The sequence below is a fragment of the Muricoccus nepalensis genome, from assembly GCF_006438825.1.
Taxonomy (GTDB): Bacteria; Pseudomonadota; Alphaproteobacteria; order Acetobacterales; family Acetobacteraceae; genus Roseomonas; species Roseomonas nepalensis.
Map to the genome: position 1 here is coordinate 47469 of NZ_RCZP01000011.1, position 22678 is coordinate 70146.

Below are 22678 nucleotides of genomic sequence, written 5' to 3' on the forward strand. Positions count from 1 at the left end.
CGACACTTCCCCTATGCCAGCCGCCGTTGATGGCCGGAAGGCAGCCTTCCTTTTCACGCGCGTCACGTCGAAAGCCCTGCCGTGGGCAGCTCCGTCTCGGCCTGTCTGCTGCGCCCGAGGCCGTTCCGAAGCAAAACTTCCCGCAGGTTGGCATTGTGGCGGTGGAGTTCCTCGACCTCGCGCTCAAGCCGGATAATTATAGCCGCCAACTCCTCCTTGCTGCGCCGGTCCAGCCGCCGCGCGCGGCGCAGCTCGGTGGTGGACGGGGCGATGGGCGTCCCATCCTTTCCGCCGTCGCTGGCCACGGCCAGTTCGGCCCGCAGCGCGCGCTGGCCCGAGCGGGTAGTCCGCCTGGTGCCGGCCCCAGCAGCCGCGGCGTAGAGCGCTCGGCACTCGGGGTTGCGCAGCACCGTTTTGGCCGAGACCGCACCTTCGGGCAGCTCGCGCGACACTCGCTCGATGGCGGCCAACGTCACCCGTCGACCATCCGCCGCCAGTGCCGTGACTGCAGCCCGGACCGTGGCGACGCTGCGCACGCGGCGGGCGTCGTAGATCGGACGCAGCGCGGCGGGCGGCTCCCGCTCGGCACCTGAGCCTGCCTTGCGTGCCCTGGCCCTCATCGGCGGCCTCCCCGATTGTCCGAATGCTGGTCGGCCTGGGCGTATTGCACCTCCGCCGCCTGCTCCCCGTTGCGTTCGACGGCCTCGATCAGCGCCATTTCGGCCAGCATGTCCTCGCAGCCCGCGACGACCTCGCGTGCCTTGCGCTCGTCCGCCCGCAGCCCCTGCCCGGAGGCGAGCTGCACCATGTCCCCGTAGATGCGCTTGAACTCCTCCACCTGCGCCCGCTTGGCCGGGTCCGGGGCGTTGCCCGCGCAGCCGAGGCAGGCGAACTTGGCAGGGCACATGTTGGCGACGGTGCAGGTGCCGCCCACCACGGGCACCAGCGCGCCCACGCCGCCGCGCGCGTCCTCCAGTTGGCGGCGGATCGCGGCAGGCGCCCGGAGGTGGGTGCGCGTGAGGTCGAGCCGGTCGAGGAAGATGCGCTCCTGCACGTCGATCAGCTGCGCCGGTGTCGGCTGGGCGTAGTAGCGCGTGACCTCCACGTCGCGCTGCTTGAGCAGCAGCGCGATCACATCGAGCGGCACCTCAAGCTGCCGCATCTCGGTGGCGAAGCCGTGGCGCAGCAGGTGCGCGCTCAGCCGCACGGTTTCGCCCTGGGCTGTCGAGACGCCGACGCCGTGGAGCAGGATGCGCATGCAGGCGTTGATGTCGCTTGGCTCGAAGTGCCGTCCCCCGAACTGGAACAGGTAGGGTGCCGGCTCGCATTTCCTGCGGAGCGCGTGGAACGGCGGCACCGGCGCGGCCCTGCCCTCGTGCTCGCGCAGGAAGGCGAACCAGGCGTGCAGCGCCTTGAGGCAGCGATCGTCGATGTAAAACGGCTCCTCCGCGCCGCGCCCTTTGGGTATCGCGCGGAACGCGATTACCTCCTTGCCGCCCGGCAGCTCCGCCCGCGTCAGATGCTCGCGGGTGAGGCGGATCTGCAGCACCTCGCCGACGCGCGCGCCGGTCTTGGTCATGATCTGCAAGCCGGCGTGGCCGATCAGGCCGGCCGCCATTAGCGTGTCCACGGGCAGGAACAGCAGGCCGAGGTCGGCCGCAACGCGCTTCAGCCATCTGCCTACGCTCCTGGGCCAGTCCGGCCGGGCCGGCGGGAAGATCGCCCCGGCCACCGCGTAGCCGTGGGCGGCAAGAAAAGCAGGATCCGGGTCGTAGTTCAGCCCGCCGGACCGAACCAGGTCCGCGAACCAGAACCCGGCCTGCTCCACAGTCTCGCACCCTGCCGAGGCACCCTCGTAAGAGACGAACAAGGTGTCGGCGCCACAATCGTAGCCCGTCATGGCTACAGCCTCGCGAGCAGCGTAGTACTGCTTGGGCGCGACTGGAGCATGGAGGCGGCGGAGCGTGTGCCCGTCCCAGAGCCGAAAGCGGTGCGTGACGGTGCGCGCCGACCCTGTGGGGGTAACCACCTCCTCGGTATAGGCAAAGGCTACGGGGAAGGAGGTGTCGGGATGGCGACGGGCGCGGTCACAGGCGTCCCGGAACGCTTGGCGCAGACGGACGAGCTGGTTGACGCGCCGCCCGGCGATGTCGCGGAACAGATAGAACTTGTCGTGCACGGCTGCGGTGGCGGCTTTGCGTCGTTTCCGCCTCTCCTCATCGACCTGCTTGTAGAGCAGGCTGCGGTGCCAGAAGGTTGCGCTCGTGACCGCTTGCAGCCGAAATGGGGCAAGGCCGTGGGCCTGTTCGGGTGTCAGGCGCTCGAAGTAGCTCTGCTGCCTGCGCAGCAGGCGGAAATAGACCTGCAGCCAATGCGCCCGAGACGGGGCACTGACGTCCGGGAGAACCTGCCCGTCGTGGAAGGCGGGATAGAAGGTGTCCGGATCGAGCGCATCGATGTCGGCCAAGCCTAGTGCAGGCAGGAACCCGGCCAGCGCCCCGAAGAAACACCAGTCGCTGCTGTGGCCGACCTCGGCGAGGGTGAGGCAGAAGAAGGCAGTGTTCCGCAATCCCTGCGGCGTCAAGCTACAGATCATCCGCAGGCTCGTGGCGCTAAGCGGACGGTGGGCGCGCGGGTCGTCCAGAAAGGTGAGCGGCATGTGGTGCAGCGCCGGGTCGATCAGTGGCAGCACCGTGGCGAGCGTCACCGGCTGCCACATGCTGGCCCGCGACCTCCTGCGGCCGGTCTCGACCTCCCACGCCCGCAGCTCTGCCGCGACACGCTGCGAGCCGAGGCCGGTGAGGGTATCGACCGCGGTATACGTGATCGGCTTGCCGGCCCGGTCCAGGCTCTCGATGGAGAGGCGCACCAGCCGTCGCTGCAACGCGCGGACCTCCCGTGCCGCCTTGATCCGCGTGGCGAAGCAGCGGTAGAGCGCGATCCAGGCCTGGCATGCCTCCTCGTCCTGGACCACGCGGGTCAGGAGTTCGGCTTTGATGTCGCGCAAGTAGGTGCGCTCGTGCTTGCGGAACGCTTCCACGCTAATGCCGGTCGCCGCCGCGAGTTCTACCTGCGATTTCGGCATGCCAGACGCGCGAACATCCTCCAGCGCGCGGTGGACTGTCGCCCGTTGCTCCACCGACCGGCGAGCACACCAGATCGCAGCCGCCTGACGACCGGGCCAGGTTTTGGTCCTGTTGCTCAAGGACGCGGTCGCGGCTCGCCCCCGCCGCTCAGCATTTCGTCCAGCATCGCGGCGGCTTCGGACGAAGCCAGGCCAAGCGGAACCGTCCCTCGTGCCCCCGACCCGCCCTCCTTGCGGGCAGCAGGCCGTCGGCCTCGCCGGTCGATCCAAGCATGGATGCGGGCCGCGGTGCGCGGGAGGTCGTGCCGGCGGATCGCCTGATCGTAGACCGGCAGCATATTGGTCCGCCATGCCATCAGCTCGCGAAAGGCCTGGCGGTCGTGCACCAGCTGCGCCTCGGACCGCGCGCCGGCCGCGAGCGCGCTCAGGGCCTGGGTGACGTACCAGTGTCGGACCTGGTGACAGCGCAGCGAGATCCCAGAGGCGCGCAGTGCGGGCGTCCAGAAGTTGCGGCGGAAGTGATCCGAGTCGAGCGCGGTGCCGGCCGCGGTCAGGAACAGCGGCTCGCCGGTCAGCTCGGCGGCGTCCGCGCGTCGAAAGTCGGCCAGCCCGCGGCCGCGCGGGTCCAGGCGCGAGCGCTCCTCGTCCACGTAGCGGCGCAGCACCTTGACGGTGCGGTCACCGAGGATGAGCCGCTTGGTCCGCCGCCCCAGGCTGCCCTTGTTGCACGCGAGCACCTCGCGCAGGAACCCGCTTGGGCGCCAGTCGGCCAGCGTCAGCGAGCAAGCCTCCCCGACGCGTGGGCCGGCGTCGAACAGCACGCGCACGAGCGCCATCTCGCGCAGGGACCAGCCCCACCGCTCGCCCGCGGCCAGCACGTCATTCATCAGAGCCGGGTCGTCGAGCAAGGTCGGCAGCCAGCGCTCGCCGCGCAGCCGGAAGTAGGCCGCCGAACTGCGGCGCTCGGCAGCGGGCAGGGGCGCGTCCACGCCGCTCTCCAGCGGCATCCGCTCGCGGCCGTGCGCGCGCCGGAACGCCTCGGCCTCGGCACGGGCCTCGGCCTCGATAGCCGCCCGGGCGCCGGCAGCCTCCATCGGATTAGCGTGCGGGTAGAAGCCGTGCAGCTGCAGGACTGCGTAGAACGACCGCAGCGCCGCGAGCAGGCGCTCCAGGCCACGACCGGTCTGCCAAGTGGGCTTGACCGAGCAGGTCTGAAAGCCCAGGCGGTCGCGCGCCACCATGAGCGCGCACCGCATCTCCACTGCGAGCACGTGGGAGACGACGCGGCGCGCCTCTTCCGGCGACCCGAGCAAGCGCCAGCCCTGGCGCTGCACTTCGAAATCGCTCTCAGCGCGTGAGGCGAAAGCGACGACCTCACTCGTGTAGGCGTACGCGGTCCGGGGCGAGTGGTGCCGGGGAGAGCGGCAGGCATAAGCCGTGAGCTCGACGTGGGGGAGGCCGTCCTGGTCCACGACGTGGACGGGGAAGAGGTCGCTGGCCGTGCGGACGCGCGTGTACTTTGGCATCAAGGGGCCTCTCAGGCCTTGCTCGGACCACTGCCGCCCTTGCCGTGGAGTGCGGGGGGCGGGCTCGTCGGGAGCATACGTCGCAGACACATGGCAAGATACATCAAAAAACGAACGCAGACCGGGATGTCGTCACTCCGGTGTAGGGTATGGTGATGGTCGGCAACCCGGTCGCCCGCGGCCTTATGGGTCGGGGCACGGTCGAGGTGAACCGGCTGTGCATCCGCCGCGACATCCCGCGCCCCCTGGCCTGGAATGCCTGCTCGCAGCTGTACGGCTGGGCCGCCAGGGAGGCCGAAGCCCGCGGCTTCGAGCGCATCGTGACCTACACCCGGGCCGATGAGGAGGGCGGCAGTCTCCGCGCCTGCGGCTGGATCACGGAGGCCCACGTTCGTGGCCGGTCATGGAACAGCCCGACGCGGGCGCGCACCGACCGTGCTCCGCTGATCGACAAGCACCGCTGGAGCCGGGCGTTGCGGCCCCGCCGCCCGGTTCCCCGACCACCAGTATTGCCGAACATCATGCCCCTGAGCCTGGATGCGGCGGCATGAACCGGCCGCCGATCCTGTGGAGCGCGGCCGATCTGCTCGACCTGGCCCGTGCCGCCGAGGCCCTGGGCGCCCTCAGCTTCCAGATGGCCGAGCGCTTCGGTCCCGAGGATGGCTTGGAGCTGTCCTGCCGCGCCACGGCCGCGCTGCTCGATCGCGTGCTGCGCGATGAGGCCGATGCAGGACTTCGCCACCTCATCATGCGCCGGCTGGAGGCCGAGGCCGACCACGCCCGGGAGATGCAGGAGAGAAGCCCGATCGGCGAGGGCGAGGAAAGCGGTGAGGAAGCCGTGCCGCACGGCGACCCAGCGCCGCAAGGGAAGGCCTGACGGCCCGCGGCTGCGCCGCGCCCTTGCCCCGCCGTTCCGCGTCCGGCCGCGGCGGGAGGGTCGAGGCGGAAGGAACCGGCCTCGGCGAACGAGCTCACCCAGAAAGGGACCACCCCGTGACCACCACCAACATCATCCTCTCTGCCTATCCCGGCCGCCGCGTGCGCGAGGCCGGCTGTATCTCGACGCAGATCGGCCTCTGCGTAGGCGGCGGCGGCCCGCAGCGCCGTCTCGCCGTCGAGGGCCTGGGCGGCATCACCCGCGCCGTGGCCGAGTTCGGCCGCGACGTGCTGGCCGCCAACACAGGCGCCAGCTTCGACATCTCCGTCAGCATGGCCAAGGGCCAGCGCAAGCCGCGCGGCTTCGACGCCGCCGAGAAGGCGGGGACCTTCGGCCACCAAGCCTTCCTGCGCGAGGACGCCGGCGAGGACGCCACCTACCGCAAGCTGGTCAGTCCACCGGTTTCGGGTGCAGCCGTGCCCGCAGCGCTCGCGGCCTGAGAGGGGAAAAGGAAAGAGAGGAGGCGAGAGGGGAGGGGTGCCGCACCCCGTCCCCCGCCGCAAGGGCGAGGGCCTGACGGCCCGCCGCTGCGCGGCGCCCTTGCCCCGGCGGCGCGGGGCGACGGCCGTCCGGGAGGTGTTCGGAAAGGAACACCGCCATGGAAATCCGCCGCCTCGCCGCCCGCCCTGGGCCGGACCTGTTCACCCGCATCCCCGCCGCTGACGCGGGCGAGCCGATCGCTTGCACCCGCTGTAGCGTGACCTTCGACACCGATCCGACGATCGCCGTCGGCTGCCCGACCTGCGGCGCACCGGAGGGGGAGCGCTGCCGCCTGCCGGCGCAGGGCGGCTTCCATCGCTCGCACTATACGCGCTCGCACATCGCGCTGCGCACCGGCCGCATGAGCGCCTGCGAGGCGCTGACCTGGGACCGCCTGCACGCGCTGCCCGTGCGGCTCCCTCCGGCAGCCCGCCCCATCGCCATTCCCGTCCATGCGAGCCGGTGAGGAACACCCGATGAGCGTCGTCCGCCGCTTTCTCGACCTGTCCAACGCCCACCTCACGAAAGAGGACAGGGCCCTGCTCGAAGCCTGCGCCGGTCGCGATACCGGCGAGCTGCTCTGTGCCAGCACGCCCTACGGCTGGTTCGTTTTTGCCTGCGAGGAACGGCCGCAGATTTCCGACACGCTGTGGGCCCTGTTTCAGGAGGCCCGCCAGCACGGCTGCGAGTACCTCTTGTTCGACCGCGACGCCGCCGAGATCGACGGTTTCCCGGTGTTCGACTGGGATGTCGAGGAGATCACGACGGAGACGGAGGAGGGGAAGGAGAAGGAGCAGACGGAAGCAGGATGAGGGGAGGGAGGAGAAGCCGTCCCGCCCCGGGGATGGCCGCCGCAAGGGTTCGTCGCTGCGCTCCCGCGCTGCGCGCGCCCTTGCCCCGGCCACCCCGGACGCGGGGGCAGGGAGGTGTTCCGAGAAAATGAAAGGGAACACCGATGGCCCAGTCCCGCCGCCAGCCGTCCGAGCGCCCGGCTCCCCGCGACCACTACGCCGAGATCACCGACCAGGTGGTCGCGGCCCTCGAAGCCGGGACGGTGCCGTGGCGCCGTCCCTGGGATCAGGACAAGGCCGGCGCCGGGCCGCTGTCGCCGCGCAACGCCGTCACCGGCCGGCGTTATCATGGCATCAACGTGCTGCTGCTCGGCATGACAGGCATGGGCTTCGCCGGCAGCGATCCCCGCTGGCTCACCTACAAGCAGGCCGAGGGCAAGGGATGGCAGGTCCGCCGCGGCGAGCGCGGCTCGCGCGTGTTCTTCTTTCGCAAGCTGACCCTGCGCGACGGCGACGCCGCGCCCGATGCCGGCGGGGAAGGGGAGGGCGGCACCCGCACCGTGCCGGTGCTGCGCGCCTACACCGTGTTCCACGCCTCACAGGTCGACGGCATCCCCGCCTTCGAGGCGCCGTCCGTCGAGGACGCGCCCTTGCGCACGCCAGAAGCGGCCGAGATCATCATGCGCGAGAGCGGCGTGGTGTTCCGCGAGGGTGGTGACCGCGCCTACTACTGCCCATCCACCGACCACATCCAGATGCCGCCGCGCGCGGCCTTCGCCACGCCGCAGGGCTACTGCGCCACCGGCCTGCACGAGCTGGCGCACGCCTCGGGCGCCAAACACCGCTTGGACCGCGACCTGACCGGCCGCTTCGGCAGCCACGCCTATGCGCAGGAGGAACTGCGGGCCGAGCTCACCTCCTGCTTCGTCGGCGCCGAGCTGGGTCTGCCCTGCGACATCCCCAACCACGCCAGCTACGTCGCGTCCTGGCTGCGTACCCTCAAGCAGGACAAGCGCGAGATCTTCCGCGCGGCGGCCGAGGCGCAACGCATGGCCGACTACCTGCTCGGCTTCCATCCCGAGCATGCCCGCGCCGCGGCCGAGGAGGCGCGGCGCGACGAGGCCGCCGAGGAGGCGTGAGCACCGCCGTGCTGACGCGCGAGGTCGGGGAAGCCCCCGACCTACGCTCCTACGACCACGTCGTGCTGTTCACCTCCGGCGGCAAGGACGCCACGGCGTGTCTGCTCGACCTGCTGGAGCGCGGCGTGGATCCAGCGCGCATCGAGCTGCACCACCACGAGGTGGACGGCCACGGGCCGGCCTTCATGGACTGGCCGGTGACTGGCGCCTACGTCGCCGCCCAGGCGGCGGCCTTCGGCCTGCCGCTGTTCCGCTCCTGGCGCGCGGGCGGCTTCGAGCGTGAGATGCTGCGCCAAGATGCCCCGACGGCGCCGATCCTGTTCGAGACACCCCACGGGGTGATGCGGACCGGCGGCGCCGGCCCGCGCAACACCCGGCTGTTGTTTCCCCAGACCTCGGCCGACCTGTCCGTCCGCTGGTGCTCGGCGGCGCTCAAGATCGGCGTCGGCGCCGCTTCCATCTCTGGGCAGGACCGCTTCCTCGGCCGCCGTACCCTGGTGGTGACCGGCGAGCGGGCGGGGGAGAGCGCGGCGCGGGCGCGCTACGCCACCTTCGAGCCGCACCGCACCGACACGCGCGGCGGCTCGCGCCGGCCGCGCCACGTCGACCACTGGCGCCCGGTCCACGGCTGGGACGAGGGCCGGGTGTGGGACATCCTGCAACGCCACGGCGTGCGGCCGCACCCGGCCTACGAGCTCGGCTGGTCGCGCCTGTCCTGCATGGCCTGCATCTTCGGCTCGGCCGCGCAGTGGGCCACCATCCGGCTGATCGCGCCGACGCTGTTCGAGCGCATCGCGGTCTACGAGGAGCGCTTCGGCCGCACCATCCAGCGCGCCCGCTCGATCCGCACCCTGGCCGACCTCGGCCGACCCTATCCGGCTGCCCTGGCCCGCCCCGACCTCGTGGCCCTCGCCCTCGGCGAGACCTGGAACCTACCGATCCTCGGCCTGCCCTCGGCGTGGACTCTACCGCCGGGTGCTTTCGGCGGGGCCGCCGGTCCGACCTGAGAGGGGAAGAGACGAGGAAGAACGACCTGCCGCACGCCGACCGGGCGCCGCAAGGGTGCGTCGGCTGCCGCCTCCCGCGCTGCGCGCGCCCTTGCCCCACCCGGCACGGGTGACGGCGCCGGGGAGGAGAAGCCCAGGAATGAAGGGGCCGGAACCGAGGAGCCGGGCCGTGAGCGCCAGCATCGACATCCTTTCCCGATCTGCCCCTGCAATTTTCCAGGGCAGCGACGACGAACATCGCATGGAGTGGCTTGGCGTCGGCCTGCAGGTCGCCTTCGCCGAGCGGCTGCGCCAGGACCTCGCCGGCTATCGCGATGCCGAGCCGGCCGGGCGGCACCACCACGCAGGGGTAACGCTGCAGCTCACCGAGGGCGTGATGCACCTGGCCAACGAGGCCGGCTGCTTCTGGCTGCTGGATCAGGTCTGCGCGGCCCAGGACGATCCTGCCGTCCGCCGCCTGACGGTGCAGATCTGGACGCTGGGCGTGTCCCGCGACCGTTCTGCCGCGCTCGCCTGCGGCGACGGCCGCGGCCGGGTGCTGCACGACCGGGCCATCGCCTGGACCGACTTCCCGCTCACCGCGGTTGCGCTCCGCGTCGAGGCCGGCTTGGTCGCCCTGCGCTCGGAGCGCTGAGCCGCCTTCCGGTTGCCCGATTCCCTCCCACCCCGTGCAAGAGGAGGCCCCGATGGGCTGGCTCGTTGCCGATCGTCCGCTCACCCACGAGACGCCGACCGACTACCTCACCCGGCTCTACACCAACGAGACCGACGCTGCCCGCAGCGAAGTGCTCGCCGCCTCGCAGATTGGCCGCGCCGTCTACATGGCGGTGCGCCACAGCCACCGCACCGGCGAGTACGCCGGCCGGACCTACACCTTCGCGGCCGTCATCCTGGTGTTCAACAACGCCCGGGACGGCTTCGGGCGTAAGTCGATGAGCGAGTGCAGCGGCCCGTGCGAGGTGGATTGCCCGGCCCGCATCATGGCGCTGCTATCCCCCGTCGAGGAGATCCCGGACCCGGGCAGCGCGGCCGACTGGCGGGCGCGTGTCGTCGCCGCCGTTGCCGGGCGGCGAGAGGCCGCCGCCGCTGCCCGCCGATTCCAGCCGGGGCAGCGGCTCCACCTTACCGAGCCGCTGGGCTTTCAGAAGGGGATGGTGATCGCGACCGAGTTCGAGGTCGTGTCGACACCTGCCGGACGGCGCGGGCCAGTCTTCCGGCCAGTCGGGCACGGCTTCCTGTGCCGACTGCCCCAGCGCCTTCTCGCCGTGGCGATGGCCGCTCCGTCCCCTGGCTTGGCCGCGCCGGCCATGCAACTGGCGCTGCTGCCGTGATGGCCTGGGAGGACGTGCCTGACGTCCTGCCGGAGCCGGGCCTGCATCCACTCGACGGGCAGGAGGACCGCTCGCGCCTGCGCCTGACGCTGCGCGACGGCCGCGTGATCGAGGGCCTCTACAATCTGATCGCCCGGCAGCACTTCCTGCACTGCACCGGCCCCGGCCTGCCGCTGGTCGGCGAGGTGGAGGGGCCGCTCCTCGCCGACGAAGTCATCGCCGTCGAGGTGGTGATGCGCGGGCGGAGCTCCGCGAGCGCGGCCGGGAGATCCTGCACGGCCCCCGCGTGCCCGGCCGGGAGCCGGTCACGCGCGACGACTTCGAGCACCGCCTGCAGACCCTGGCCCGCGCGGTCGCGGCGGTGCCGGAGGCGGAGTGGCAGATGCAGATCCGCCTCAAGCGGCAGTTCGAGGCCTGCGCCGAGCGGATCGCGCTCAGCCCGGGCAAGCAGGCCTGGATGCTGTCCGAGGCAAAGTGGGCGAGGCGCTCCAACGCGCCGCCCACCATGGCCGATCTCTGGGTGGATCCAGTGGCCAACCCCTCGTGCTTCGCGCGACCCCGACCGCAGGACTTCGACCCAGACCCGGCGATGCGGCGCCGCCGCGTGCCGCCGCCGCCAGCGGTACGGGCCGACCCGCACTCCATCCCGAACATGCTCGCCGCCCTGACCGGGAGGGGCCTCAAGGCTCGGATCACCCGACTGGGCGATCCCGCGCACGCGCGCGGCCACATCCAGGTCGAGATGCCGGTGAAGGGCCGGGCCCGGTTCGTGCTGATCGGCGAAGCCAGCGAGGGCGTCACCGGCTGGCGCGCCGTCTGGGACGGCAACGACAGCAAGGCCGGGCTCAAGCGCCGCCGACAATCCGAGACGACCGAGGCCTACCGGCTGATGCTCACGGCGATGCACGAGGGACGCCGCAGCGTCCAATCGGACCTGTTCGTGTGACGTCGCATCAGGTGAGTTCAGGGGGAAAAGAGGAATCAGGAGCGGAGCGGAGCGGAGCGGAGAGGAGAGAAGAGAAGAGAAGGAGAACCGCTGCCACCGCGGCCCGGCGCGCGGCAAGGGTGAAGTCGCTCCGCTCCCGCCGCTGCGCGGCGCCCTTGCTCCGCCCCGGACCGGGCGGCCGGCGTGGAGGGGTCACGAGGAAGAAGATGGATCGGGATAGGGGATGATCCCCGACCCGGCCTGAGCCTCGACCGGCGCCCCTCAAGGGCGTCGCCCCCACCAGAGTCCCCACTCACCACCAGCATCGCGTCACGCGCACCCGGCCGCCCCCCATGGGCCGCCGGGCGCTCGCGCGTGCGCGCACGGGAACCCCGCGCCATGGCCAAGACCGCCCCCGCCTCCGCCCAGCTGAGCCTGTTCGACAGCACCGCGCTGACCTCGCCCTTCGGGCTGTTCGGGGGTGGTAACGGCGGCCTGCTGCCCGCCCTGGGCGAGGACGACGACGAGGACGATGCGCCCAAGGCGCCGATCGCCCCGGCAATCCCGCGCGTGGTGGCCCGCGACTTCCGCCTCGCCGGCGACCGCGGCCTCGCCGCCGGCTGGAAGGCCCGCGCGGCCGACAACCTGGCGGCCATCCGCCTGCTGCAGCGGATCGAGGGCGAAACCCGGCCGGCGACGGCCGAGGAGCAGGCGGTGCTGGCCCGCTTCGTTGGCTACGGCGCCGGCGACCTCGCCAACACCCTGTTCCGCCGCCCCGGCGAGGCGTGGCGCGAGGGCTGGGCCGAGCAGGGTGACGGGCTGGAGCAGGCCGTGTCGGCCGCGGAACTGGCGTCGTTGAGTCGCTGCACCCAGTACGCCCACTTCACGCCGGAGTACGTGGTGCGCGCTGTGTGGGCTGGACTGGCCCGCATGGGCTTCCAGCGCGGCTCGATCCTGGAGCCGGGCTGCGGCACCGGCCAGTTCCTGGCCCTGCGCCCCGAAGGGATCGAGGACTGCTCCGCCGTCACCGGCATTGAGATGGACCCGATCACCGCCCGCATCGCGGCGCTGCTGTATCCCAAGGCCTGGATCCGCAACGAGGACTTCACCCGCGCCAAGCTGGGCGAGAGCTTCGACCTCGCGGTCGGCAACCCGCCCTTCTCCGACCGCACGGTGCGGGCCGAGGACCCGGCCGGCAAGCTCGGCCTCAAGCTGCACGACTACTTCATCGCCCGCGCCGTGGAGCGCCTCCGGCCCGGCGGCCTCGCCGCCTTCGTCACCAGCCACGGCACCATGGACAAGGTGGACCCGAAGGCGCGCGAGCACATCGCGGGGATGGCCGACCTGGTGGGCGCCATCCGCCTGCCGGCCGGCGCCTTCGCCGCCGCCGCCGGCACCGACGTGGTGGTGGACGTGCTGTTCCTGCAGCGCCGCGAGCGCGGTGCAGCCACGAACGGGGTGGAGTGGGCCCACCTCGCCGAGGTGGTGCCGGCGGAGGACGGCGAGGCGGCGATCCACGTCAACGCCTACTTCGCGGCGCACCCGGAGATGGTGCTCGGGCGGCACGGCTGGACCAGCAGCCAGTTCGGCCTGACCTACGACTGTGCCCGCGACGGCCGCGACCTGGAGGCGGCGCTGGCCGAGGCCACCGCCCGGCTGCCCGAGGGCATCCACCAGCCCCCGCACGCCGCCACGGCGCCGGTGCGGGTAGCCAGACCCACCCTGCAGGTCGGCACCGCCGCCGAGGGCGCCACGGTCAAGGAGGGCAGCTACCTGCTGGGCGACAACGGCACGCTGCTGCAGGTGGTGGACGGCCGCGCCGAGGAGGTGGCGGTGAAGTCGGGTAAGGGCACGGTCGGGCTGTTCGCCAAGCACGCACGTATCATCCGCGGCCTTATTCCGGTCCGCGACGCCGTCCGCGAGGTGATCCGCGCTCAGGAGCGCGACGAGCCCTTCGGCGCCGCCCAGGTCCGGCTGCGCGCCGCCTACGGCGCCTTCGTGCGCAGCTTCGGTCCGATCAATCTGACCAACGTCTCGACCAGCACGGACGAGGCCACGGGGGAGGTGCGGGAGAGCGTGCGCCGCCCGAACCTGCAGCCCTTCCTGGACGATCCCGATAGCTGGCTGGTGTCCTCGATCGAGGAGTATGACCTCGAGAGCGGCGAGGCGACCAAGGGCCCGATCTTTACCGACCGGGTGATCCACGCCCCGGCCGAGCCGGTGATCGTGTCCGCTGCCGACGCCCTCGCCGTAACCCTGGCCGAGCGAGCCGTGGTGGATCTCGACCGCATCGGCGAGCTGATCGGCCGCGACCGCGCCACGGTGCTGGCCGATCTCGGCGACACCGTGTTCCTCGACCCCGGCCTGACCACGGAGGGCTTCGAGGCCTGGCAGACCGCCGACGAGTACCTGTCCGGTCATGTCCGCCGCAAGCTGGCTGCTGCCCGCGCCGCATCCGTGCTGGACGAGCGCTACGCCCGTAACGTAACCGCCCTGGAGCGGGTGCAGCCGGAGGACCTGCGCCCCTCCGACATCACCGCCCGGCTCGGCGCGCCGTGGCTGCCGGCCACCGACATCGCCGACTTCATCCGCGAGGTGATGGGAGTGACGACCATGGTGCGGCACACCGTCGAGGTGGCGCACTGGAGCATTGAGATCAGCCGCTTTGCCGGCGAGGCCTCGGCCACCTCGGAGTGGGGCACGCACCGCCGGCACGCCGGCGAACTGCTGGACGACGCCCTGAACGCCTCCATTCCGCAGATCTGGGACGTGTGGCGCGACGAGCAGGGTGAGCACCGCCAGATCAACGCCCAGGAGACCGAGGCGGCCAAGGACAAGCTGGCCAAGATCAAGGGCGCCTTCGAGCGCTGGGTGTGGACCGACAGCGACCGCGCCGAGCGGCTGGTGCGCCTGTACAACGACGCCTTCAACAGCCTGGTGCCGCGGCACTTCTCCGGCGAGCACCTGCAGCTGCCCGGCGCTTCCTCGGTGATCGGGCTGCGCGCCCACCAGAAGCGCGTGATCTGGCGCATCATCGCCTCCGGCCAGACCTACATCGCCCACGCGGTCGGGGCGGGGAAGACCTTCACCATCGCCGCGGCGGTGATGGAGCAGAAGCGCCTCGGCCTGATCGGCAAGGCCATGCTGACCGTGCCGGGCCACTGCCTGGCCCAGGCCTCGCGCGAGTTCCTGCAGCTTTACCCGGGTGCCCGCATCCTGGTGGCCGACGAAACCAACTTTTCCAAGGACAAGCGCGGCCGCTTCCTGGCCCGGGCGGCCACGGCCAACTGGGACTGCATCATCATCACCCACTCGGCCTTCAAGTTCATCGCCACCCCGGCCGAGTTCGAGCGCGGCCTCGTGCAGCAGCAGCTCGACGCTTACTCCGCCCTGCTGGAGCGCCTGGACGGCGACGACCGCATCGCCCGCAAGCGCATCGAGCGCATGAAGGAAGGCATGCAGGAGAAGCTGGAGGCGCTCTCCACTAGCAAGGACGACATGCTGACCATCGCCGAGATCGGCGTGGATCAGGTGATCGCCGACGAGGCGCAGGAGTTCCGCAAGCTGAGCTTCGCCACCAACATGGGCGGCCTGAAGGGCATCGCCCCGGACGGCTCGCAGCGCGCCTGGGACCTGTTCGTGAAGTCGCGCTTCGTCGGCACGATCAACCCGAACCGGGCGCTGATCCTGGCTTCCGGCACGCCGATCACCAACACGCTGGGCGAGATGTTCACGCTGCAGCGCTTCATGCAGCCCGAGATGCTGGAGGAGCGCGGCATCCAGGAGTTCGACGCCTGGGCCTCCAGCTTCGGCGACACCCGCACCGAGCTGGAGCTGCAGCCCTCCGGCAACTACAAGCCGGTGACGCGCTTCTCGGAGTTCGTCAACGTCGCGGACCTGATCGCCATGTTCCGCACCGTCGCGGACGTGGTGTCGAAGGATGACCTGCGGCAGTACCTGAAGTTGCCGGCCATCGCGGGCGGTAAGCGCCAGATCATTACCGCCCCGGCGAGCCCGGCCTTCAAGGACTACCAGCGCACCCTGGCGACGCGGATCGCAGCGATCGAGGCGCGCAAGGGCAAGCCCGAGAAGGGCCAGGACATCCTGCTCTCCGTCATCACCGACGGCCGGCACGCCGCCATCGACCTGCGCTTCGTGGTGCCCGAGCAGGACGACGAGCCCGAGAACAAGCTCAACCTGCTCATCGAGAACGCCTTCCGCATCTGGTCCGAGACCCGCGACCGCCGCTTCCGCAAGCCGAACGGCTCGCCGCACGCCACCCCTGGCGCCACGCAGATGATCTTCTCGGACCTGGGAACCGAGGGAGCACTGGCGACGCGCGGCTTCTCGGCCTACCGCTGGATCCGCGAGGGGCTGATCGCCCGCGGCGTGCCGGCCGAGCGCATCGCCTTCATGCAGGATTACAAGAAGTCCGAGGCCAAGCAGTCGCTGTTCAACGCCATGAACAACGGCCAGATGGACTTCTTGCTGGGATCGTCGGCCACCATGGGGACCGGCGTGAACGCCCAGCGCCGGCTGGCCGCCCTGCACCACCTCGACGTGCCCTGGCTGCCGTCCGAGATCGAGCAGCGCGAGGGGCGCATCGAGCGCCAGGGCAACCAGAACGAGGAGATCGGTCTCTACGCCTACGCCACGCTGGGCTCGATGGACGCCCAGATGTGGCAGAACAACGAGCGCAAGGCCCGCTTCATCGCGGCGGCGCTCGGCGGAGACCGCTCGATCCGCCGTCTGGAGGACGTGGGCAGCCAGGCGAACCAGTTCGCCATGGCCAAGGCCATCGCCTCCGGCGACCCCCGCCTGATGCAGAAGGCCGGGCTGGAGGCCGAGCTGGCACGCCTGGACCGCCTGCGCGCGGCGCATTTCGACGACCAGCACGCCGTGCGGCGCCGGGTGGCCGAGGCGCGCTCGACCATCGGGCGGGCGACGCAGGCCATCGCCGACACCGAGGCCGACCTGGCGCGGCGGGTCTCCACCCGGGGCGACGACTTCCGCATGGAGGTGGAGGAGCGCGCCTTTACCGAGCGCAAGGCGGGCGGTGCCGCCCTGCTGAAGTTCATCCGCACCGTGCAGTTCGAGGGCCGCAAGGGCGACTGGGACCTGGGGCAGATCGGCGGCTTCCCGCTGAAGCTGGAAGCCCGCCGCTACCGCCAGGGTGCCGACCTGGAGATCCACCTGCTGCTCACCCGCACCGGCGGCGAGCACGAGGTGCGGGTCGAGGACGACCTCACCGCCCTGGGGCTGGTGTCGCGGCTGGAATACGACCTCGGGCGCTTCGAGGCGGAGCTTGCCGAGTACCGCCGGGGGCTGTCCGAGGCCCAGCGGCAGCTGCCGGCCTACGAGGCGCGGCTCGGCGAGGGCTTCGAGTTCCAGGCCGACCTCGACGCCAAGCACGCAGAGATGGCCGAGCTGGAGGCATCCCTGGCCCAGACGGGGAAGGAGGAGACACTCTCCGCCGCGGCCTGACATCAGGCCAAAAAGAAGGGCGGCGCCCGAGGGTGCCGCCCGAGTTTAGGGAGGAAACGTCCAAGAAATTCAGCATCGGCAAGCCGGTTGCTGCACTGCACAAGATAGGCATCGGCGTCGGACGGGCAGTTGAATTTGTGCAACGCAGCAGGGAGGTTCGATGGAGGAGGGGAGGAAAGGGGAGGGGAGGGGAGAAGCGGTCGCACCCGGTCGTGCCCCGGCACCGCTTCGCTCCACGGCCGCCTGCGCAGCCCGGCCCCGCTAGGCCGCACCCCGCTACGCGGGCCGCGTCCCGCGCCGGGGCAGGGCCGCTCGCCCGCCGTGGTGCCGTGGCCCGTCCGGTCGCTGCCGGGGAGGGGTCAACCCAGGAATGGGGAGACAGGAACCTCTGCGGAGCGGGAGCCCCGACCATGAAGCTCATCGAGATCGACCCGAAGAAGCTGCGCGACAACCCCGAGAACCCCCGCCGTACCACGGCCGGGCCGGAGGCCGACGCCGTGCTGCTGGCCAACGTGCAGGCCGTCGGCATCCTGCAGCCGCCCACCGCGCGCGAGCGCGACGGCGAGGTGGTGCTGATCGCCGGCCATCGTCGTCGCGACGTGGCCATCAAGGCCAAGCTGAAGAGCATCCACGTCCTGATCCGCGAGGACGGTGACGACGCCGTGGCCGGGGCCGACGGCTTGCGCGCCTTCGCCGAGAACATGGTTCGCGCCGGCATGAACCCGGTCGATCAGTGGCGCGCCGTCGAGGCCCTGGTCAGCGAAGAGTGGACCCCGGAGGCCATCGCCACCGCGCTGAATATGTCGGTGCGCCGGGTGAACGTGCTGCGCCACATGACGCACTTCCTGCCGGCCATGCTGACGCAGATGGCCCGCGGCGACATGCCCACCGAGCAACAGCTCCGCACCATCGGCCTCGCCTCGGCCGAGGAGCAGGCCTCGGTGTGGAAGTCGCAGAAGCCGAAGAAGAACGAGCGTGCCAACTGGCACATGATCTCGCACGGGCTGGATAAGCGCCGCGTCTCCTTCTCCCTGGCGAAGTTCGGCGAGGCCGAGACGGAAGCCTTCGGCATCGTCTGGGAGGATGATCTTTTTGCCCCGGGCGACAGCGATCCGCGCTTCACCACCCAGGCCGACGCCTTCCTGAAGGCGCAACAGTCCTGGTTGGAAGCCAACCTGCCCGAGGGCGGGGTCATGGTGGGGATGGACGAGTATCACCGCCCGCAACTCCCGTCCCGAGCGCAGCAGCTCTACTCTTCCAGGCCCGGCCCGAACGACACGGTGGGCTACTACGTCAACCATCGCACCTTCGAGGTGGACACCGTTCTTTTCCGGATGCCCGAGCCGGCGCAACGCCGTGCCTCCACGGGCGGCGGAACCGGCGAGGACTACGTAGCGCCCAAGGCTGTCCGTCCCGACCTGACCCAGAAGGGCGAGGCCATGGTGGGCGACCTCCGCACCGAGGCCCTGCACACCGCTTTCGCCGAAGCCGAGATCGGTGACGACGCCTTGATCGGCCTGCTGGTGCTGGCCTTGGCCGGGAAAAACGTCAGCGTCCGCTCCGGGGCCCATGGCAACGACATCGGCAGCGGCGAGCGCGGCTCGCTGGCCGCCTCGATCACCGAGGGCGGCGTGCTGACGGCCGACCCGGCCACGCTGCGCATTGCCGCGCGCGGCATGCTGCGCCAGGCGCTGTCGTGCCGGGTCGGCTTCTCCTCCTCCGGCACCGTCGCACGCGTCGCCGGCATCGCGGTCGACGCCGACGCCTACCTACCGACCACGGCCACCGAGGAGTTTCTCGGCAACCTGAGCAAGGCGGCGATCGAGCGCACCGCCACCGCCACCAGCGTCCTGCCACGCCCCACCGGCAAGGCCACCCGCGCCGCCATCGTCGAGCACCTGAAGGGCCGGACTTTCCTGCACCCACTGGTGCGGTTCGACTTCACCGACGAGGAGCGGCGTCAGGCGGAGGCCGACCGCGCCCGCGAGGCCGAGATGGCCACCCTGCGGCGAGGTGGCCACGCCGCTGACGACGACGGTGCCGAGGACGAGGAGGGGATCGAGAACCCCGAGCACCTGCTCGACGGCGACGAGGAGGAAAGCCCCGATGCCGGCGTTATGCCGCCGCCCGGCGAGGCTGGGGTGCCCGCGGCGCACGCAGCCTAATCGACGCGGCCCGGCCAGGAGGCCGGGCTCCCTCTCTCCAGATCACCCGACCCGAGGAAGCACCATGGCCTTCACCGCCGTCGCCGCGCGCGGCTCGGCCGCCGAGCCATTCCAGCTCGCCGGCAAGGAACCGATCCACCACACCCCGGGTGCCCAGGACACCCACGACCGCCTGTTCGAGTACGCCGGGGGCCACCTTGGCTTCTACGGCTTCCTGCGCGTGGCCAACGCCCGCATCTCGGGCCGCGTCATGGTCGGCCTGATGGACCTGCCCGATCGCCTCTGGCGGGATGCCTACGACGACGGAGCCCATCCCGGTAACGCCGCGAACGAGGCCATCACCGAGGCCGCCGAGGAGATGGGGGTCGCCTAACCATGAGCGGGCATCCGGCGGGGGACGTGGAAGCGCTGCCCGCCAGGGCCTGATCGCGCACGGTCGTCAGGGCGCACCCGCCCCGTCCTGTGGTCCCACCATGATCTGTGAGCGGAGCCTGCGGAGCGTCCCGGGGCGCTTCAACCTGACGGTGCTCCACGTTGTTTCGCCCCCTTCGGGGTGACGCGCCCCATGCCGCTCCGCCTGTCGTCTCCGCCGATCACGGCAGAACCACACGACGGAGCGGCACCATGAAGACCGCAACCTACCTCAAGACCCTGACCCGCAGCGCCGGGCGCACCATCCGCCGCCTGCTGCGGCACCTCACCGGCAAGACCACCATCAACGCCAGTCTGACGCTCTCCATTCCGGGCTTCGTGAAGCTGGAACTCGGCTGGAAGCGCGAGAGCGAGCGCGCCGACGATCGCAAACCCGCCTGACGGCGGGCGCCGCCGGCTTCGGCCGGCGGCAAACCGCGCAATGGATGCGCGATCAGTCGCCCTTGGCGGCCTTCGTCGCCTTGCGCTTGGCCTTCTTGGCCCCGGCGAAGGCCGCCAGCTTGAGCGAGGGCGAGGCTTTGAACTTCACCGTCGCCCCGGCCTTCACCGCCACCTTCTCGCCGGTGCGCGGGTTCAGCGCCGAGCGCTTCGGCGTTTCGCGCACCGTGAAGGAGCCGAAGTCGGGCAGCGAGAAGCGCCCGGTCTCGATGATCTCGGCCTTAATCGCGGCGATGATGTCGGCCGCCAAGCGGCCGGACGTCACGCCGTTCAGGTCGGTGGACTGTTGGATGACGTCGGTGAGGAAGCGCTTTGACATTGCTGGATTCTAGCGTGCGGCGTGCCCGTGCGAAACCTCAGTCCTCGAACACCTCGCACACATGAAGCCGCCAGCCCTGGGCCGGCGCTCCGGTGCGCTCCGAGCGCAGCAGAGTGAGCGCCGGCATCACCCCGCACTCCGGGCAGGCGTACTCGAAGGCAAAATCGGACAGCAGGTCGCGTGGCCGTTTCGCGGCGTGGAACCACATCGGCGACCGATGTCGGCCGCAGCAACGCGCCTCCAGCCAGAAGGACCGGAGATCGACGATTGGGGTGGCAAGGGCTTCGGAAAGGGTCACGGCATCGAAGGCTGATGGAGAGGGCAGCATAGCCCAGGAAGGAGGGGAGAGGGGAGGATAGGATGGGCCTGCCGCGCCACCCCGACCGCCGCAAGGGCAGGGGCTGACGCCCGCGCGAGCGCGCCCTTGCCCCGCCCGGGGCGGCGCGGCCCTCGGCTGAGGTCTCGGAGAAGCGAGACGCAGCAGAAGGATCACCGCCGTGACCACCGTCCTCGCTTTCCCGAATGCCCGCCTTACCCCGGTGGCCGCGACCACCGCCCCGGTCATGATCGGCATCGGCACGCGTGTTTCGACCAGGCTCGACGACCGCGGCGAAGGCTTCGTGTTCGCGGTCCACGACGATCCCCGGCCTGCTCCGCTGCGCCCGGTGCTGGGCGGCTTCGCCCAGACCGGCGGGCGGCAGACCTACGACATCGTCTTCCTGTCCGGCTCCTTCACCCTCCGGTTGCCCGAGGCCATCCTACGTGGCTCGGGCTGGCGCCTGCTCGGCGGTTGCGGCAACGCCGCCGAGATCGCCGCGGCGATCGTCCACGCGGAAGCCGAGGACGCCCGCCGGACGGACGAGAAGGCGGCCGCCGACGAGGCGCACGCCGCCGAGCTGCACCGGTTGCGCCATGCACCCGAGCATGCCCACCTGCGACAGGGTGACGACCGGCACAGCGGCAAGCTGGCGGCTGCCAACATCCGCGTCCAGCTACGGCAGTCTTTCCCGGGTGTGCGCTTCTCCGTGCGCAACACCGACCACGGCTCGATCTACGTCCGCTGGCCCGGCGGGCCGGAGCAGAAGGCCATCGAGACCGTGGCCATGCCGTTCCAGGGCGGCCATTTCGACGGCATGGACGACAGCTACAAGACCGCGCGCTCGGCCTGGTGCGAGGCGTTCGGGGGTGCCCAGTACGTCGTCTGCCGACGCGAACCCTGACGGAACGGCCCTCCGGTTTTCCGTTCGCGCCGATCTTCCCGATGGAGAGCGGCACAACCCCATCAAGGAATCTTCCTCATGCGCGTCTGCCGCCACATGCTTCCGGTCCTCGCCGCTCTTTGCCTCCCCTCGGTCTCGCAGGCTCAGCCTGTGCTGGAGACCACCTCGGCAGCGGCCGCGCAGGTTCGTGCGAGCGCGTCCCTGCTTCGGGAGGCCTGCGCCAACCTGCCTCGGCAGGGCCTGCCCGCCGGTGCGGCTGCCAGTCCGTGGCGCTCGGAGGAGGAGATCTGCGACCACCTGGCCGACCCGGGCGCCCTGATGACAACCACGGCGTGGTTCTTCGGGATCTTCGGCGCGGTGCTGATGGCCGTGGGGATGCTCGCCTTCGCCTATCTCGGCGGGACCATGCGCCGCCTTTGGCGGGCCACGTAAGGATCCACGGAGAGGGGCTGGAGCAGGAGAAACGGGGAGGAGAAAAGGACCCGGAAGCGCCTGCCGCGCCCGCCCCCCGGCCGCAAGGGTGCGTCGCTGCGCTCCCTCGCTCTGCTCGCCCTTGCCCCCGTGTGCCGGGCACGCCCGCGGGGGAGGGGTCGAGGACGAGAAGACCGGAACAGACGGTTCGTCCCCGGCGCACCGCATCCCCTACGGGAGTTGACCCCCATGAGCACCCTGATTGAGCGCGCCCTGCGCTCGGCGGCCGAGGACCTCGGCCTATCCAACGACGGCTGGAGCCCGATCCAGGGCTTCCCCGGCACCGGCCACGCCTTCCGCCACGCCGACCGCCCGGCCCTGGTGGTCGAGGTCAGCGCCAACGACCATGGCTGGGGCTGGTCGGTCGGGCAAACCGAGAGCGGCCCGCGTCGGCGGGCGAACGCCGGCGTCGCCCAGCGCTGGGCCTGCGTCCACAAGCTGATCGTGCGGGAAAGCCCGAACAGCCGTGCCGCGCTGCTCGACGCACTGGCCATCGCGGGCGACGACCTCCTCGAGGCGCGCTCCTGCTCGACTGAGATGCTGCACACCCGGCTCGACGTGCTGGTCTGCCGCAAGGGACTGGAGCTGTTCGTCGCCCCCGTGCAGCGCCTCGACGCCGCGCCGGCCGAGCCGGTTGAGCCGCTCCGGCTGGAGTGGAGCTACCGGGGCACGGCATCGGTGGGCGATGCCGTCACCGGCACCGTGCAGGCCAGCAACGAGGTCGAGGCCGTCGAGGCGTTCGAGCGGCTGCACCCCGGCGCGGATCTCGCCGAGCTGACGCCCCGGATGGCCGGGCTCGCGCCGGTGTTGCCGATCGCACGACAGCTGGCCGAGGAGGGGATGCGCCGCGCGGCTGCGCTCCCGCGGGCGCCGGTTCTGCCCACGCTGCACTGAACCCGGGGCGCCGCGGCGCCTCACCCCACACCCC

Annotated in this window: 22 protein-coding genes; 17 read left to right on the top strand and 5 right to left on the bottom strand. The window is 71.2% G+C overall.

All coding sequences use genetic code 11. The annotated features are described in order from the left end of the window. Positions 1 to 62: 62 nt before the first annotated feature. Genes EAH89_RS13235 through EAH89_RS31235 form a run of 3 tightly spaced genes read right to left on the bottom strand, consistent with a single transcriptional unit; the run spans position 63 to position 4611 of the window. A complete protein-coding gene (locus EAH89_RS13235; RefSeq protein ID WP_140883802.1) occupies positions 63 to 620 on the bottom strand; it encodes a hypothetical protein in 558 nt (185 codons plus the stop codon). Continuing rightward, complete coding sequence (locus EAH89_RS13240; protein ID WP_161993575.1) at positions 617 to 3205, bottom strand: site-specific integrase; 2589 nt, start codon at positions 3203 to 3205, stop codon at positions 617 to 619. The genes EAH89_RS13235 and EAH89_RS13240 overlap by 4 nt, the downstream gene beginning before the upstream one ends. Continuing rightward, positions 3202 to 4611, bottom strand: coding sequence for a site-specific integrase (locus EAH89_RS31235; protein ID WP_161993576.1), 1410 nt, complete (start codon positions 4609 to 4611; stop codon positions 3202 to 3204). The genes EAH89_RS13240 and EAH89_RS31235 overlap by 4 nt, the downstream gene beginning before the upstream one ends. A 155-nt stretch (positions 4612 to 4766) precedes the next feature. Here EAH89_RS31235 and EAH89_RS13245 point away from each other — a divergent pair, with 155 nt between their 5' ends. The 14 genes from EAH89_RS13245 to EAH89_RS13310 all read left to right on the top strand — a co-directional run bounded on the left by EAH89_RS13245 (position 4767) and on the right by EAH89_RS13310 (position 19683). Continuing rightward, the gene (locus tag EAH89_RS13245; protein WP_140883806.1) at positions 4767 to 5162 is read left to right on the top strand and encodes an XF1762 family protein; all 396 of its coding nucleotides are present in this window, start codon (positions 4767 to 4769) and stop codon (positions 5160 to 5162) included. After that, complete coding sequence (locus EAH89_RS13250) at positions 5159 to 5488, top strand: hypothetical protein (RefSeq protein ID WP_140883808.1); 330 nt, start codon at positions 5159 to 5161, stop codon at positions 5486 to 5488. Before EAH89_RS13245 ends, EAH89_RS13250 begins: the two co-directional genes overlap by 4 nt. Positions 5489 to 5604: 116 nt before the next feature. Next, positions 5605 to 5988 carry a hypothetical protein gene (locus EAH89_RS13255; RefSeq protein ID WP_140883810.1) on the top strand — a complete coding sequence of 128 codons (384 nt, stop codon included), beginning with the start codon at positions 5605 to 5607 and terminating at the stop codon, positions 5986 to 5988. Between the two features lie 158 nt (positions 5989 to 6146). Then, positions 6147 to 6494: a hypothetical protein gene (locus EAH89_RS13260; RefSeq protein ID WP_140883812.1), complete on the top strand. Its 348-nt coding sequence runs from the start codon at positions 6147 to 6149 to the stop codon at positions 6492 to 6494. A gap of 10 nt (positions 6495 to 6504) precedes the next feature. After that, positions 6505 to 6840, top strand: coding sequence for a DUF5983 family protein (locus EAH89_RS13265; RefSeq protein WP_140883814.1), 336 nt, complete (start codon positions 6505 to 6507; stop codon positions 6838 to 6840). Between the two features lie 143 nt (positions 6841 to 6983). Next, entirely contained in the window at positions 6984 to 7958 is a 975-nt protein-coding gene (locus tag EAH89_RS13270; protein WP_140883816.1) for an ArdC family protein, read from the top strand. Beyond that, positions 7955 to 8965, top strand: a complete 1011-nt coding sequence (locus tag EAH89_RS13275; RefSeq protein ID WP_206667548.1) for a phosphoadenosine phosphosulfate reductase domain-containing protein — start codon at positions 7955 to 7957, stop codon at positions 8963 to 8965. Before EAH89_RS13270 ends, EAH89_RS13275 begins: the two co-directional genes overlap by 4 nt. A 169-nt stretch (positions 8966 to 9134) precedes the next feature. Then, positions 9135 to 9599, top strand: coding sequence for a DUF6876 family protein (locus EAH89_RS13280; protein ID WP_140883818.1), 465 nt, complete (start codon positions 9135 to 9137; stop codon positions 9597 to 9599). A gap of 52 nt (positions 9600 to 9651) precedes the next feature. After that, on the top strand, positions 9652 to 10296 hold the full coding sequence (locus EAH89_RS13285) for a DUF6927 domain-containing protein (protein ID WP_140883820.1): 645 nt from the start codon (positions 9652 to 9654) through the stop codon (positions 10294 to 10296). Positions 10297 to 10582: 286 nt separating this feature from the next. Next, on the top strand, positions 10583 to 11242 hold the full coding sequence (locus tag EAH89_RS13290; protein WP_140883822.1) for a hypothetical protein: 660 nt from the start codon (positions 10583 to 10585) through the stop codon (positions 11240 to 11242). Positions 11243 to 11620: 378 nt separating this feature from the next. Further along, entirely contained in the window at positions 11621 to 16705 is a 5085-nt protein-coding gene (locus EAH89_RS13295) for an N-6 DNA methylase (protein ID WP_140883824.1), read from the top strand. A gap of 410 nt (positions 16706 to 17115) precedes the next feature. Further along, the gene (locus EAH89_RS13300; protein WP_140883826.1) at positions 17116 to 18870 is read left to right on the top strand and encodes a ParB N-terminal domain-containing protein; all 1755 of its coding nucleotides are present in this window, start codon (positions 17116 to 17118) and stop codon (positions 18868 to 18870) included. A 64-nt stretch (positions 18871 to 18934) separates the two neighbouring features. Continuing rightward, positions 18935 to 19243 (top strand): hypothetical protein, encoded by a 309-nt coding sequence (locus EAH89_RS13305; RefSeq protein ID WP_140883828.1) that lies wholly within the window; start codon positions 18935 to 18937, stop codon positions 19241 to 19243. A 251-nt stretch (positions 19244 to 19494) separates the two neighbouring features. Continuing rightward, entirely contained in the window at positions 19495 to 19683 is a 189-nt protein-coding gene (locus EAH89_RS13310; RefSeq protein ID WP_140883830.1) for a hypothetical protein, read from the top strand. A gap of 52 nt (positions 19684 to 19735) precedes the next feature. Here the strand turns inward: EAH89_RS13310 and EAH89_RS13315 are convergent, their stop codons facing one another. Together EAH89_RS13315 and EAH89_RS13320 are read right to left on the bottom strand one after the other, a co-directional pair. Then, positions 19736 to 20059 (bottom strand): HU family DNA-binding protein, encoded by a 324-nt coding sequence (locus EAH89_RS13315; protein WP_140883832.1) that lies wholly within the window; start codon positions 20057 to 20059, stop codon positions 19736 to 19738. Between the two features lie 37 nt (positions 20060 to 20096). Continuing rightward, entirely contained in the window at positions 20097 to 20357 is a 261-nt protein-coding gene (locus EAH89_RS13320; protein ID WP_140883834.1) for a hypothetical protein, read from the bottom strand. Between the two features lie 199 nt (positions 20358 to 20556). Between EAH89_RS13320 and EAH89_RS13325 the strand changes: the two genes are divergently transcribed. The 3 genes from EAH89_RS13325 to EAH89_RS13335 all read left to right on the top strand — a co-directional run bounded on the left by EAH89_RS13325 (position 20557) and on the right by EAH89_RS13335 (position 22644). Then, positions 20557 to 21279 carry an LPD29 domain-containing protein gene (locus tag EAH89_RS13325; RefSeq protein WP_140883836.1) on the top strand — a complete coding sequence of 241 codons (723 nt, stop codon included), beginning with the start codon at positions 20557 to 20559 and terminating at the stop codon, positions 21277 to 21279. Positions 21280 to 21429: 150 nt separating this feature from the next. After that, the gene (locus tag EAH89_RS13330) at positions 21430 to 21711 is read left to right on the top strand and encodes a hypothetical protein (RefSeq protein ID WP_140883838.1); all 282 of its coding nucleotides are present in this window, start codon (positions 21430 to 21432) and stop codon (positions 21709 to 21711) included. A 228-nt stretch (positions 21712 to 21939) separates the two neighbouring features. Further along, the gene (locus EAH89_RS13335) at positions 21940 to 22644 is read left to right on the top strand and encodes a hypothetical protein (RefSeq protein ID WP_140883840.1); all 705 of its coding nucleotides are present in this window, start codon (positions 21940 to 21942) and stop codon (positions 22642 to 22644) included. The last annotated feature ends 34 nt before the right edge of the window (positions 22645 to 22678 follow it).

Coding starts and splice junctions, on each gene's coding strand:
- EAH89_RS13235 (WP_140883802.1), bottom strand. CDS start 620: ATGAGGGCCAGGGCACGCAAGGCAGGCTCAGGTGCCGAGCGGGAGCCG.
- EAH89_RS31235 (WP_161993576.1), bottom strand. CDS start 4,611: ATGCCAAAGTACACGCGCGTCCGCACGGCCAGCGACCTCTTCCCCGTC.
- EAH89_RS13245 (WP_140883806.1), top strand. CDS start 4,767: ATGGTCGGCAACCCGGTCGCCCGCGGCCTTATGGGTCGGGGCACGGTC.
- EAH89_RS13250 (WP_140883808.1), top strand. CDS start 5,159: ATGAACCGGCCGCCGATCCTGTGGAGCGCGGCCGATCTGCTCGACCTG.
- EAH89_RS13260 (WP_140883812.1), top strand. CDS start 6,147: ATGGAAATCCGCCGCCTCGCCGCCCGCCCTGGGCCGGACCTGTTCACC.
- EAH89_RS13265 (WP_140883814.1), top strand. CDS start 6,505: ATGAGCGTCGTCCGCCGCTTTCTCGACCTGTCCAACGCCCACCTCACG.
- EAH89_RS13270 (WP_140883816.1), top strand. CDS start 6,984: ATGGCCCAGTCCCGCCGCCAGCCGTCCGAGCGCCCGGCTCCCCGCGAC.
- EAH89_RS13285 (WP_140883820.1), top strand. CDS start 9,652: ATGGGCTGGCTCGTTGCCGATCGTCCGCTCACCCACGAGACGCCGACC.
- EAH89_RS13295 (WP_140883824.1), top strand. CDS start 11,621: ATGGCCAAGACCGCCCCCGCCTCCGCCCAGCTGAGCCTGTTCGACAGC.
- EAH89_RS13300 (WP_140883826.1), top strand. CDS start 17,116: ATGAAGCTCATCGAGATCGACCCGAAGAAGCTGCGCGACAACCCCGAG.
- EAH89_RS13305 (WP_140883828.1), top strand. CDS start 18,935: ATGGCCTTCACCGCCGTCGCCGCGCGCGGCTCGGCCGCCGAGCCATTC.
- EAH89_RS13310 (WP_140883830.1), top strand. CDS start 19,495: ATGAAGACCGCAACCTACCTCAAGACCCTGACCCGCAGCGCCGGGCGC.
- EAH89_RS13315 (WP_140883832.1), bottom strand. CDS start 20,059: ATGTCAAAGCGCTTCCTCACCGACGTCATCCAACAGTCCACCGACCTG.
- EAH89_RS13335 (WP_140883840.1), top strand. CDS start 21,940: ATGAGCACCCTGATTGAGCGCGCCCTGCGCTCGGCGGCCGAGGACCTC.